Origin of the sequence: Gluconobacter sp. DsW_058, from assembly GCF_002153615.1 — a bacterium.
GTDB classification, from domain to species: domain Bacteria; phylum Pseudomonadota; class Alphaproteobacteria; order Acetobacterales; family Acetobacteraceae; genus Gluconobacter; species Gluconobacter cerinus.
On sequence record NZ_JOPH01000033.1, the window covers coordinates 45,370 to 58,204 of the forward strand.

At 56.9% G+C, this 12,835-nt stretch carries 11 protein-coding genes and 1 riboswitch; of the genes, 6 read left to right on the forward strand and 5 right to left on the reverse strand.

Annotated features, from left to right (window positions below):
• Nucleotides 1-82: 82 nt before the first annotated feature.
• Nucleotides 83-2,152, forward strand: a complete 2,070-nt coding sequence (locus tag HK24_RS06345; RefSeq protein ID WP_086633761.1) for a M13 family metallopeptidase — start codon at nt 83-85, stop codon at nt 2,150-2,152.
• 43 nt (nt 2,153-2,195) lie between these two features.
• On the opposite strand, the gene metE is transcribed toward HK24_RS06345, so the two are convergent.
• On the reverse strand, nt 2,196-4,508 hold the full coding sequence (gene metE / locus HK24_RS06350) for a 5-methyltetrahydropteroyltriglutamate--homocysteine S-methyltransferase (protein WP_086633809.1): 2,313 nt from the start codon (nt 4,506-4,508) through the stop codon (nt 2,196-2,198).
• 115 nt (nt 4,509-4,623) lie between these two features.
• Nucleotides 4,624-4,828, reverse strand: a riboswitch (cobalamin riboswitch).
• 67 nt (nt 4,829-4,895) lie between these two features.
• Here metE and HK24_RS06355 point away from each other — a divergent pair.
• Genes HK24_RS06355 through HK24_RS06365 form a run of 3 tightly spaced genes read left to right on the forward strand, consistent with a single transcriptional unit; the run spans nt 4,896 to nt 7,427 of the window.
• On the forward strand, nt 4,896-5,822 hold the full coding sequence (locus HK24_RS06355) for a metalloregulator ArsR/SmtB family transcription factor (protein WP_086633762.1): 927 nt from the start codon (nt 4,896-4,898) through the stop codon (nt 5,820-5,822).
• Between the two features lie 29 nt (nt 5,823-5,851).
• Nucleotides 5,852-6,718, forward strand: coding sequence for a methylenetetrahydrofolate reductase [NAD(P)H] (gene metF, locus HK24_RS06360; RefSeq protein WP_086633763.1), 867 nt, complete (start codon nt 5,852-5,854; stop codon nt 6,716-6,718).
• A gap of 46 nt (nt 6,719-6,764) precedes the next feature.
• Nucleotides 6,765-7,427, forward strand: coding sequence for an HAD family hydrolase (locus HK24_RS06365; RefSeq protein ID WP_046900106.1), 663 nt, complete (start codon nt 6,765-6,767; stop codon nt 7,425-7,427).
• An 11-nt stretch (nt 7,428-7,438) separates the two neighbouring features.
• Here HK24_RS06365 and HK24_RS06370 read toward each other — a convergent pair whose 3' ends face one another.
• The 4 genes from HK24_RS06370 to HK24_RS06385 all read right to left on the reverse strand — a co-directional run bounded on the left by HK24_RS06370 (nt 7,439) and on the right by HK24_RS06385 (nt 10,066).
• Nucleotides 7,439-8,527 (reverse strand): LacI family DNA-binding transcriptional regulator, encoded by a 1,089-nt coding sequence (locus HK24_RS06370; protein WP_046900105.1) that lies wholly within the window; start codon nt 8,525-8,527, stop codon nt 7,439-7,441.
• Between the two features lie 142 nt (nt 8,528-8,669).
• Entirely contained in the window at nt 8,670-8,927 is a 258-nt protein-coding gene (locus HK24_RS06375; RefSeq protein ID WP_143412299.1) for a hypothetical protein, read from the reverse strand.
• Between the two features lie 96 nt (nt 8,928-9,023).
• Nucleotides 9,024-9,425, reverse strand: a complete 402-nt coding sequence (locus HK24_RS06380) for a helix-turn-helix transcriptional regulator (RefSeq protein WP_086633764.1) — start codon at nt 9,423-9,425, stop codon at nt 9,024-9,026.
• The gene (locus tag HK24_RS06385) at nt 9,422-10,066 is read right to left on the reverse strand and encodes a peroxiredoxin (RefSeq protein ID WP_086633765.1); all 645 of its coding nucleotides are present in this window, start codon (nt 10,064-10,066) and stop codon (nt 9,422-9,424) included. Before HK24_RS06385 ends, HK24_RS06380 begins: the two co-directional genes overlap by 4 nt.
• Before the next feature lie 105 nt (nt 10,067-10,171).
• Here HK24_RS06385 and HK24_RS06390 point away from each other — a divergent pair, with 105 nt between their 5' ends.
• Nucleotides 10,172-11,098, forward strand: coding sequence for an MBL fold metallo-hydrolase (locus tag HK24_RS06390; protein WP_198942076.1), 927 nt, complete (start codon nt 10,172-10,174; stop codon nt 11,096-11,098).
• 41 nt (nt 11,099-11,139) lie between these two features.
• Nucleotides 11,140-12,825, forward strand: a complete 1,686-nt coding sequence (locus HK24_RS06395) for a bifunctional protein tyrosine phosphatase family protein/NAD(P)/FAD-dependent oxidoreductase (protein WP_086633811.1) — start codon at nt 11,140-11,142, stop codon at nt 12,823-12,825.
• Nucleotides 12,826-12,835: the final 10 nt, after the last annotated feature.

Below are 12,835 nucleotides of genomic sequence, written 5' to 3' on the forward strand. Positions count from 1 at the left end.
GGTCGTTTCGACTGTAAACTTAAGTTACAGGCCCGCGGACGGACCAAAAGGCCTGCCTGTTTTTCACATTTAGGCCTCTCATATGCATCAGAAGAAACTCTCCCCCAAGGCTGCTTTGCTGCTATCCGCCAGTCTTGGCCTGGTAGTGCTGCCTTCGATTGCGTCTGCCAAGCCCGCAGCGCCTCAGATTACTTATGACCAGTATGGTCTGGATCTGGCCGGGCGGGATGTGAGCGTCAAGCCGGGAGACAGTTTCTTCGATTATGCCAATGGCAGCTTCCTGAAAGCGCTCGAAATTCCGTCGGATATGAGCAGCTACGGCCCGTTTAACGCGCTGGCTGAAGCATCCCGCCAGCGCATTCAGTCCATTCTGAAAGACCTGTCCGCGCATCCGGTCGCTCAGCCTCAGACGATCGATGAGAAGCTGGGCACCTATTATGCGTCTTTCATGGATGAGAAGGCTGTCGAAGCATTGGGTTCTAAGCCGCTGGATGCTGAAATCGCAAGCATCCACACAATTACGGATCTGAAGGCATTTGCGCAGTTTAGCGGGGCGTCGTCCGATACGTTCGGATCATCGCCGTTCGCGCTGGACGTGGATGTGGATGCGAAAGATCCGACGAAATATGCGCTCAGTGTCGATCACGCCGGGCTCGGGATGCCGGATCGGGACAATTACCTGAAGCCGGAATTTGCATCCAAGAAAGCGGCCTATCAGGCATATGTCACGAAGCTTCTGACGCTTGTTCACTGGGCTGATCCCGCCAAGTCAGCGGCAGACATTGTGGCTTTTGAAACCGAGATTGCCAAAGTTCATTGGGCGCGCACGGAACTCCGCGATCCGGACAAGACCTACAACCCGATGACGGTAGAAGCGCTGGTCAAAAGTGTTCCTTCTTTTGACTGGATGACATGGTTGCGGGCGTCAGGTGTGCCTGAGGCCGGGCTGGCGCAGCGGATTGTTATTGTTGGTGAGCCTTCCGCCATCAAGGCGGAAGCGGACCTGATTGCAAAGACAGATCTGAACACTCTGCGCGCCTGGCAGGCATTCCATACGGCGAGCAATGCTGCATCGTTCCTGCCGGATGCTTTTGTGCAAACGCGTTTCGCCTATGTGAAGGCTATGTCAGGCCAGCCTGCTCTGGCAGCGCGTTGGAAGCGTGGTGTGGATTTCACGAGTTCCGCCATGGAAATGGCGCTCGGTAAAATCTACGTGGAGCGCTATTTCCCGGCTTCGGATCGTGCGGCCATGCAGACGCTGACGGGTAACCTGAAGGCAGCTTTCCACAACCGCCTCGAACACAACACATGGATGAGCGCGCAGACGCGTGAAGCCGCGCTGAAGAAGCTGGCCAGCTTTGAAATTCAGGTGGGTTACCCGAATGAGTGGCGGGATTATTCCGATCTGGTTGTGAAGAAGGGCGATGTGTACGGCAATGCCGAGCGCGCTTTCGCTTTCGAATGGCACTATCAGTTAAGCCATCTCGACAAGGTTGTTGACCGCAACGAGTGGCTGATGTCGCCCGCAACGGTGAACGCCTACAACAATCCGCGTTTTGTGGAGGTCGTGTTTCCTGCGGCGATCCTTCAGCCGCCGTTCTTCAACCCGAAGGCTGATCCGGCTGTGAATTACGGGGCGATCGGTGGTGTCATTGGGCATGAAATGACCCATTCCTTTGACGACAAAGGCCGCAAATACGATGACAAGGGGCGTCTGCGGAACTGGTGGACAAAGGAAGACGAAGCGCGCTTCCAGAAGCTCGCAGATCGGTTTGGTGCGCAGTATGACGCGTTCGAGGTTCAGCCGGGCGTGCATGTGAACGGTAAGCTTACGATGGGCGAAAACATTGCCGATCTTGGTGGCCTGACCCTGGCGCTGGATGCGTATCATGCCTCTCTGAATGGGAAGCCAGCTCCGGTTATTGATGGTCTGACGGGCGATCAGCGCGTGTTTATGGGATGGGCACAGGTCTGGCGTGAGAAGGTTCGTCCAGACACGGAGAAGCAGATGGTTGTTATCGACCCGCACTCGCCGCCGAAAGCTCGGGTAAACATCCCGATGCACAACGTGGATCTCTGGTACAAGGCCTGGAATGTACAGCCGGGTGACAAGCTCTATCTCACACCGGATCAGCGCGTCAAAATCTGGTAATTGCGTATGATGGGGTGGTGATTCACCCCATCTACTCGCTGGTTTACGGACGCATATAATGGGCTGTCGCAACCATGTTGAGGAGCGCAGCTTTCGTCTCCGGCCATTTGCGGGTTTTTAGTCCGCAATCCGGATTGACCCAAAGGACATCCGGGCTGATTGTTTTGCTGGCAGCTCGAAGCAGGTCCACCATTTCCTCGACAGACGGCACGCGTGGGGAATGGATATCGTAAACGCCCGGCCCGATTTCCGCAGGGTAGCGATAGGCTGCGAACGCATCGAGTAGTTCCATGCGGGAGCGGGCGGTTTCAATCGAAATCACATCCGCATCCATTGCGCCAATGGCGGCAATGATATCGTTGAATTCCGAGTAGCACATATGGGTGTGGATCTGTGTGGCGTCCTGCACACCCGAGGCTGAAATGCGGAAGCTCTCCACGGCCCAGTCCAGATAGGATTGCCAGTCTGCGCGACGGAGCGGCAGGCCTTCACGCAAGGCGGCTTCATCAATCTGGATGATGCCGCCCCCGGCTTTTTCCAGATCGCACACTTCATCCCGGATCGCGAAAGCGATCTGTCGGCATGTTTCCGCACGCGGTTGATCGTCTCGCACGAAAGACCAGTTCAGGATCGTGACAGGCCCCGTCAGCATACCTTTCATCGGGCGGCTGGTGATGGACTGGGCATATTCCCACCATTCAACCGTCATGGCTTTCGGGCGTGACACATCCCCGAAAATGATGGGTGGCCGGACATAGCGGGACCCGTAGGACTGAACCCAGGCGTGCTTCGTGAACGCAAAGCCGGAAAGCTGCTCCCCGAAATACTGCACCATGTCATTGCGCTCAAACTCGCCATGCACCAGCACATCAAGATCAATCTCTTCCTGCCAGCGGATGGTCCGGGCGGTTTCTTCCCGCAGGAAGGTTTCGTAAGCCTCGGAAGAGAGCTCTCCTCGTGCATGATCTGCACGGGCTTTGCGGACTTCCGGCGTCTGGGGGAAGGACCCGATTGTTGTCGTTGGGTAAAGCGGCAGCCTGAGTTTGGACTGTTGCAATGGACGGCGCGCGGGGAAGGGGGAAAGGCGCTGGGTGAGAGCTGGGTTGCGATCTGCAGAGCGTGCCTGAACGGCAGGATCGTTGATTTTCGTGGAAGAGCGACGTGCCTGAAGAGCCGCAGCGTTTTCGGCTAAAGTGGCTTGCACAGCGCCCCGGCCTTCATTCAGGGCGCGTGCCAGTGTGTACAATTCTTCGATTTTCTGAACGGCGAATGCGAGCCAGGATTTCACATCCGCGTCCAGATCTGTCTCCCGTTCCAGATCAATGGGTGTGTGGAGGAGAGAGCAGGACGGAGCAAGGATGAGGTCACGCTGGCGCGCCAGTGGTTCAAGATGGTCCAGAAGCGCGTTCAGGTCGGCCTTCCAGATATTCCGCCCATCCACTACGCCCAGAGATAGCAGCAGGTCAGGTCGTGCTTTTTCCAGAATGGATGCAAGCTGTTCGGGAGCGCGGACAAGATCCACATGCAGGCCGTGAACTGGCAGGCTTAGGGCGATGTCCTGATTGTTTCCGAGCGCACCGAAATACGTGGCGAGCATCAGTTTGAGGTCTGGAACAGCGGCTGTCAGAGTGTTGTAGGTCGTTTTGAAAGCTGCGGCAGCATTGTCCGGCAGATCCAGAACAAGGCAGGGCTCGTCAATCTGAACCCAGTCTGCGCCTTCTGCGCGGAGGGCGTTCAGAACCCGTTCATAAATGGGCAGCAGGGCAGGGAGCAGATCAAGGCGATCAAACGCCGGGCCGTCACATTTTCCCAGAAGCAGGAAGCTGACAGGTCCGAGCAGAACGGGGCGTGTCTCAATCCCAAGCGCCTTGGCTTCATGATATTCCTCCACCGCTTTTGTAGAGGCGAGGCGGAACGTCTGGTCTGCTGTGAATTGCGGGACAAGGTAATGGTAGTTCGTGTCAAACCACTTGGTCATTTCGGCGGCGGGAACGTCCTGAGGTGCGCCATGAGCATGACCGCAGCCACACTCTTCGGATGTCGTTTGGGAGCCGCGCGCCATGGCGAAGTAGGTTCCCAAGTCCACCTTGCCCTGCACGTTGCCGTAAATGGCGGGAACAGCACCGACCATTGCGGATGTATCCAGCACATGATCGTAAAGCGAAAAATCGTTGGAAGGGATGATCTCTGCGCCGAGGTCTTTCTGGCGCTGCCAGGCTGACGCCCGAAGGGACGCGGCGGTGGAAAGCAGATCATTGGCGGAAGAATTTCCTGCCCAGTACTGTTCAAGAGCGGTTTTCAGTTCACGGCGGGTGCCGATACGCGGAAAGCCCAGAGTTGCGACGCGGACGGTCATGAAAGCCTCGACAGGTTCGTGGCAGTGCGCTCGCAGGGCATGCAGGATCATTCACGCCCCGAACAGGAAATGTGCGGCGTGGAGACATGCGTGACCCGTCCGGAACGCCCCGCCGGAGGATGTTATGTGTCGTGGCAGGTCTCCTGGCTTACGGGTCTTCGCGCTGATTCCGCCTTCCCGGACTTTCGCCCAGTGGCCTGTGTGGAATCGGCACTCGCCGCTGACAGTTGCGGGGGCAGCGCCGGCTTTGCACCGGCTTCCCTCTTAGCCACGCCGGATGCGTGAACATCCGACGTGGAACCATGACAAGCCTTATGACTGCCGCATGTTCCGAAAAAGAGTCAATAGCTCTTGCTCATATAAAGAACTCCTTATATGTAAATCCATATGGAACAGGCCCTCATCATTTTCCAGGCACTGGCAGACATGACCCGTCTGCGGATTTTGGCCCTTCTGCGCGAGATGGAACTGTCCATCGGCGAGGTGGCGCAGGTGCTCGGGCAAAGTCAGCCCCGCGTGTCACGGCATGTGAAGATCCTGGCAGATGCGGGATTGATTGAGCGCCGCAAGGAAGGAAGCTGGGTTTTTTTGACTTTGGGTGTTCTGGAACGTCTGGAGCCTGTCTTTATGGCGCTGGATCGATGGACTGCGCGGGAACCGGCGGAAATCCGTGCGGATCGTATTCGCTTGCAGGCCATTCGGGATGTTCGTGCGCTCGCGGCGGAAGACTGGTTTGAAACCCACGCGGCAGAATGGGACGCGTTGCGTTCCTTGCATGTGTCCGAACAGGAGGTCGAAGCAGCGATCGTAAAGACGCTTTCAGCATCTCCGATCGGCCGGCTCGTGGATATAGGCACGGGAACAGGTCGCATGATGGAACTGCTGGGAAGCGGCACCCAGACAGTCATCGGGTTTGATCGCAGTCCCTCCATGCTGCGGTTGGCGCGGACCAAGCTTGCGGAAGTTGGTCTTGAGCAGGCTGATCTGCGGCAGGGGGACTTTCAGGCCCTTCCGCTGCCGGAGCATTCAGCCGATGTCGCAGTCATGCATCAGGTTCTGCACTACGCACAGCATCCGGCTGCTGTAATTGCGGAAGCCGCGCGTATTCTGGATGCCAACGGTCGCTTACTAATTATCGATTTTGCCTCCCATAACCGGGAAGAACTTCGCACACGGGATGCGCATGTCCGGCTTGGGTTTACCGATGCGCAGATGGCGACGTGGTTTCGCGCTGCTGGTCTGGTTCCCGCAGAGCCAGTGGCTCTTGAAGGCGAACTGACTGTGAAACTCTGGCTCGGCCAACGCCCCAACTAAGCTGAATTATTGAATAAGGAGCTGGCGTGATGCCCGCACAGACAGGGCCTCTGCCCGCAATTTCGTTCGAGTTTTTTCCTGCAAAGTCGGAAAAGGCAGCCGCCACGCTGCTGGAAAACGCAAAAACGCTAGCTGCTTTTGGTCCGCAGTTCATGTCCGTGACGTATGGGGCAGGTGGGTCAACACGGGACCGCACCCTGGCCACCCTGAAAGACATGGTTCGGGAAACTGGCGCGCCAATGGCTGGGCATCTGACCTGCGTGGGAGCCTCCAAAGAAGACGTCAATGCCGTGGCGCAGGCGTACTGGGAGGCCGGTGTGAAGCACATCGTGGCCTTGCGTGGTGATCCGCCGCCGTCAGCCGGGGGCGTCTATGAGCCTCATCCGGAAGGCTACGCGGGGGCTGTGGATCTGGTGCGCGGATTGAAGGAGATTGCGCCGTTCGAAATCTCCGTTGCGGCATATCCGGAAACGCATCCTGCCGCGCTTAGCCCGCAGTCGGATCTGGAGCATCTGCGAGCGAAGATTGATGCGGGTGCGGACCGGGCTTTGACGCAGTTCTTCTTCGAAGCGGACACATTTCTACGCTTCCGGGACCGCGCTGCGGCCATTGGAATCGAGCGGCCGATCGTGCCGGGTATTCTTCCGGTTGGAAGTGCTGCGCAGGCCTGGAAGTTTGCCGATATGTGTGGTGCAAACGTGCCGAAGTGGATGCGCGACCTGTTCGATGGATTGGATGAAATGCCCCAGGCGCGGGCGTTTGTCGCGGCCACGATTGCAGACCGGCTTTGTCAGACACTGAAAGCTGAAGGGGTGGAGCAATTCCATTTCTATACGTTGAATCATGCAGATACAGCATCAGCCCTTTGCCGCCTTCTCGGGCGACGTCCGATCTAAAGCGGAGAGGGCTGGATTTCCTGCTTAAACGGGGTGACAAAAGAGAATGACAAGATTCCCGATCGTTCTTCTCGACTACGATGGTACTCTGGCGGAAACGCAGCCGGCCATTCTTCGCAGCCTGAAGGAAGCCTTTGAAGCCAGCGGCTACAAGGGCCCTTCATCAGACGCCCTGAAGCATCAGCTTTCAAAGGGTGGGACCCTTCAGACGCTGTTTCAGGCGATCGTTCCCGACAGTGATGTTGATGATGCACAGGCTTTTGTTCGTCATTATCGGGCTTATTACCCTAAAGCCGATCAGGAAGAGACCGTCCTGTTTGACGGGGTGAAGTCAGTGCTCGACGATCTTAAGGCTGACGGGGCAACGCTGGTAATTCTCAGCAACAAGCATGCTCCAACTGTTCATGCCAGTATCGAGCGCTTCGGGCTTGGTGGGTGGATCAGCAATGTGATTGCGTCCGAACCAGACTACCCGCACAAGCCGGATCCCCGGGTCATGACAGACCGTGTGCGGCCGTTGTTTCCGGAAGTCCCCGCATCGGATTTTCTGATGGTTGGCGACACGGCGGCAGATCTTGGATTTGCCCGCAATAGTGGCATTGCATCCTGCTGGGCGAGTTATGGGCACGGGTCTGCAACGCAGTGCATTGACCTGAAGCCGGATTTCCAGATCGACAGTATTGCCGGGCTTCTGAACGTCGCCCGCTAATACAGTGTGGTTCAGCCCTTGGGGGCTGGACCAATGCTGCCGCGAGCGACGAGTTCTGTTTCCAGAATGACGTTCTTGTTCTGGCGGCCGTCCTGCTGGGTCAGGAGACGGACTGCCTCCATACCTTTGCGCTCATGAGGCTGGCGAATTGTGCTGAGGTCCGACAGGGCAGCGGCAGGAATGTCATCAAATCCAAAAATCGACACGTCTTCAGGAATGCTGAGACCCGCCGCACGGATTGTCTGCATGGCGCCAATTGCAACGCGGTCGCTCATTGCCAGAATTGCTGTCGGTGCATTCTGCCGGTTTAGCAAGAAGCGCGCGCCTTCAGCACCGGACTCTTCAGAGTTGATCGGAATTTCCCAAGCCGGCACGTTTTCAGGGGCAATGCCAGCTTCCTGAAGAGCTGTTAGGTACCCTTCCAGACGCATGGCAATCGTGCTGTGTGCAATATTGGCGCGACGCTTGGCTGTCAGGATGCCGAAATAATCGTCATGGGCTGTTTTGAGAGACAGGATACCGAAGCGACGGTGTCCTAGCTCAAGCAGCGTTTTTGCCGCGTTGTAGGCGGCTCCACGGTCATCAATGCCGACATATGGCACGTTGTCCAAACGGGGCTGGTCCACCACAACGAGCGGAACGTTCCGCTGCTGCGCCATCAAAACGCACCGGCTATCGGGGGCCACGGAATAAAGGATGTACCCGTCGACCGCAGCATTGCCGAGCGAAACAGGTGTGTTCATGTTACGGAGGCTGCTGCCTGCTGAAATCAGGGCCAGATCCGTTTCCATTTCGTCGCAGCTTTTCGCGACGCCGTTCAGGACGGCGAGAACGGCAGGATCAGAAAATGCGTATGGGAGATCTTCACTGAAGAGAAAGCCCAGTGCCCCGGAATGCCCGGTTGCAAGCTGTTTCGCTGCTGGATCAGGGCCTGTATATCCAAGCTCCTGGGCCGCTGCGAAGATCTTTTCCCTCAGCGCAGCCGAGAGTTGGCCCGGCCGGATATAGGCATTCGAGACTGTCGTGTGGGACACCCCGACCTGTGCCGCTACATCCTTGAGCGTAACCTTGCGACGACCGTACTGACGGGTTGTTTTCATATGTTATCCAATAATGAAAACGCTGCCTTCGTGCAATCCTGACGGAAGAACGCGAAGGCACCTAATATGCAGGTGCCTCAGGTAAATGCTGGTCTGAACGTTGTCTGCCCATCTTCACGATTACGACAAGAGGGTAAACGTCTCAGTTTTTTGGCTTTGTTGTCGCAGTATTTTTCTGCGGAGCTGGTTCAAACATCGCCCGGCATTTTGGGCTGAGCTTATCCATCTTCTTTCTCATACAGGCTGTAATCTTGGCTTCGTTAGGGATGGCAAACGTGCACAGGCGGATGGCATCACCTTGGCAGGCCTGTTTCTGCTCATCGCGTGTCGCGGCTGACGCCGAGCCAGACAGGGTGGCAAAACCAGTTAGGCAGGCCAGAAGCATCAGATATCGGGTCATGGGCCTTCTCCTTTTCCATCTAAAAGCGTTTGAAAAGCAGCACAGTTTCCGTTGGCTCGCACGGTGAAACAGGGTGCGGTGCAAGCCGGGTTCTGGTCATCGGGAGAGCGGACGGACGATGCGCGCAAACCTTGCGCCTTCCAGGGAAGAGCGTTGGGCACCGGGTTTGCGTGAAGGGGCTGTAGCTGTTGGTGAGACTGCCAGTCCGTCAGGGCGGAGTGTCATGATGAGCATTCTGGCGCGAGCGGCATCAGGCGTATCAGCCATGCAGTAGCTGATGGCGCGGGACTCTCGCTGAGACTCAATCAACCCACTGCGGCGGAGGGTGCCGAGGTGCTGGCTCAGTGTTGGTTGGCCAATACCTGTCATGGTTTCGATTTCACTGACAGCATGTGAGCTATCGAGCAGGGCCGACAGGATCATGAGGCGTTGAGGCTGCGCGAGCAGGCGCAGCCATTCAGCAAGATTTCGGCTTTCTTCGAGGGCGAGAAGAGTCATGGGCGCGGCTTCTTCGGCTGAAGGAACCAGTTCGGACCTGCTTTCTGAACTGCTTCCTGGGTCTGAAGAGGGGGGGCAATAGCGGCCTGTCCAGGCTGCCAGCCTTCCGGTGTCAGCACGTTGGAGCGATCTACTTCCTGCAAGGCGGAAAGCATACGCTGCAACTCGGCCACTGACCGGCCAACGCTGGCAGGATAGCTCAGGATGGCGCGAATAATTCCCGTCGGATCAATGAAAAAGACGGACCGTACCGTGGCGCTGTCCTGTGCTTCCAGATCCATCATGCCGTAGGCGCGGGCGACCTCCATGGAGGGGTCTTCAACGATCGGGAAAGGAATGCGGACATTGAAGCGTTCTTCAATGGCCGTAATCCACGCCAGATGAGCGGGAAGACTGTCTGCGGAAAGCCCAAGGAGCATGCAGTTCCGTTCGCGGAAAAAGGTCTCTACTTTGGCAAAGGCAATGAACTCGCTCGTGCAAACGGGTGTGAAGTCCGCCGGGTGGGCGAACAGCATGACCCAGCGTCCTCTTAGCGAACTCAGTACGAATTCACCGTGGGTCGTGCGTGCCGTAAAATCGGGGGCCTCGTCGCCTATGCGAAGGGGGAAAAAGGCGGAGTCTTCAGTGAGTGGGCCTGTCATGATGCTGTATCCAGCCTGTCCGGGTCTTGACTGTTGATAGTTTATTACTTTATTAAACACATAATTGTTTTCTTGGAAATGTGTAACTCCAGAGGTGAAAACGCCATGCCTGATGCTGCCATTGACGCTGCAACTGCCCAGATTGGACGTGTGCAGAGTGGTGAGGTTCCATCCCCTGTAGTTTGCACGTTCTTTGATGAAGCGACAAATACAGCCAGTCACGTTGTTCACTGCCCGATTACCAAACGCGCTGCGATCCTCGATAGCGTGCTGGACTATGATGCTGCTGCGGGTCGGACATCCAATGGTTCTGCACAGGCGATTGTAGAGTATGTGCGCCGGGAAGGGTTGTCTGTTGACTGGCAGCTGGAAACCCATGCGCATGCCGACCATCTGTCTGCAGCGCCTTGGCTTCAGGAGCAGCTCGGCGGAAAACTGGGAATTGGCGCGAACATCGTGCGCGTCCAGAATGTATTTGGGAAAATCTTTAACGCGGGTACGCGTTTTGCGCGGGACGGATCGCAGTTTGACCATCTTTTCCAGGATGGCGAGACATTTTCCATTGGCGATTTGCCGGTCACGGTCTTGCATGTGCCAGGTCATACGCCAGCAGACATGGCGTTCGTGATCGGAAACTGCGCCTTTGTGGGCGATACGATCTTCATGCCGGACTTCGGGACCGCACGTGCCGATTTTCCCGGCGGGGATGCCCGTCAGCTTTTCCAGTCCATCCGTCGGCTTCTGTCCCTTCCGGAAGAAACGCGCCTCTTTCTTTGCCATGACTATAAAGCGCCGGACCGCGAGGACTACGCATGGCTGACCACTGTGGCTCTGGAACGTGCCCATAATATTCACGTTCATGATGGTGTGAGCGAGGACGATTTCGTGGCGATGCGCACAACGCGTGACGCCACTCTGGCGATGCCGAAGCTTCTGATGCCGTCAGTGCAGGTCAATATGCGTGGCGGTCATATGCCAGAACCAGAGGCTGACGGCATCAGCTACATCAAGATACCCGTCAATCGCCTCTGAGCCGGTTGACCGATTCAGATATTTTTGTCGGAGAGCACGTCATGCCAACCACGTCTTTAACGGATCGCTACGCTGTTTCCCCTCAGGTCACGCCGCAGGATGTTGCGGATCTTAAGGCCGAAGGTTTTCGGAGCATCGTTTCGTTTCGCCCGGATGGTGAAGCGCCGGATCAGCCGGATGCGGCGGCCGTCGAAGCTGTCGCAAAGGCGGAAGGTCTGGCGTTTATTGCAATTCCTGTGAAGGCGGGAACGGTGCCAAGCGATGCTCAGGTTTTGCAGGCCAGAGAGGCACTGGCGTCTCTTCCGGCTCCGGTTGTGGGTTATTGTCGGTCAGGAACACGGGCTGCCCAGATCTGGGCTCTCGCAGAAGCTGGTACGCGTCCTGCTGCGGAAATTCTCGCAGATGCCGCGCGTGCCGGTATTGATCTGGGTGGGTTGAAGTCGCGCCTGGATGCTGTGCCAGCTCCGACCATGGCTGCACGTGAAGGCGCGCGGCATTTTCAGGTGCTGGTTATCGGCGGCGGTGCGGGTGGCCTTTCCGCCTCCGCCAGTCTGCTCAAGCGCAATTCTGCTCTGGCTTTGGGAATTGTTGAACCCTCAGAAGAGCATTTCTATCAGCCGGGTTGGACCCTCGTAGGGGGCGGCGTTTTCAAGGCATCCCAGACACGTCGTCGGGAACAGGACCTGATTCCCAAGGGTGCTGTCTGGCTGAAAACGTCCGTTGAACTTTTCCGCCCCGAAGCGCGTGAGGTTGTCCTGAAGGATGGCGCGGTTCTGTCCTATGATGCGCTGATTGTAGCGACAGGCATCTCCTTGAACTGGGACGCTATCCCTGGCCTGAGCGAAACGCTGGGCAAGAACGGGGTGACGTCCAACTATCGCTTTGATCTGGCGCCTTACACGTGGCAACTGGTTGAGAAGCTCAAGAGCGGCAAGGCTATTTTTACGCAGCCGCCTATGCCTATCAAATGCGCCGGTGCTCCACAAAAAGCCATGTATCTGGCCAGTGACGCCTGGCGTCGTCGGGGCGTTCTGAAAAATATTTCCGTCGAATTCAACACGGCCACGCCGGGTCTGTTTGGGGTGAAAGAGTTTGTTCCCCCTTTGATGGATTATGTGCGGGATTACGGTATCGCCCTCCATCTGGGATCAAAGCTGGTTGAGGTAAATGGTCCTGCCAGAACTGCTGTTTTTGAGCGGAAGACGGACGCAGGCGTGGAGCGTGTGGAGAGCACGTTTGACATGCTGCATGTCGTGCCACCTCAGGTTTCCCCCAAGGTTGTCAGGGAAAGTGCCATTGCTGGGTCGGACGGTTTTGTTGAAGTGAATCCGGAGACGCTCCAGCATGTTCGGTATCCGCAGATCTTCGCTCTTGGTGACGTGATTGGAACGTCCTGCGCCAAGACGGCAGCTGCTGTGCGGGTACAGGCCCCTGTGGTTGCAACGAATGTTCTGGCTTTCTTGCAGCGCAAAGATCCGGTGTCTGGATATGACGGATATGGCGCATGCCCATTGACCGTTGAGAACGGCAAGATTGTTCTTGCTGAGTTCGCTTATGGCGGGAAGCTTGCGCCGACATTGCCGAAGTGGCTGCTCAATGGCCAGAAGGCGACCCGCCTCGCTTGGTGGCTCAAAAAATACGTCATGCCGGCTCTTTACTGGAAAGGAATGCTCAAGGGGCATGAGCTCTTCGTTGCGCCAAAGTCCCTGAAGTCCGGTAAGAAATAAGTATCGGCCA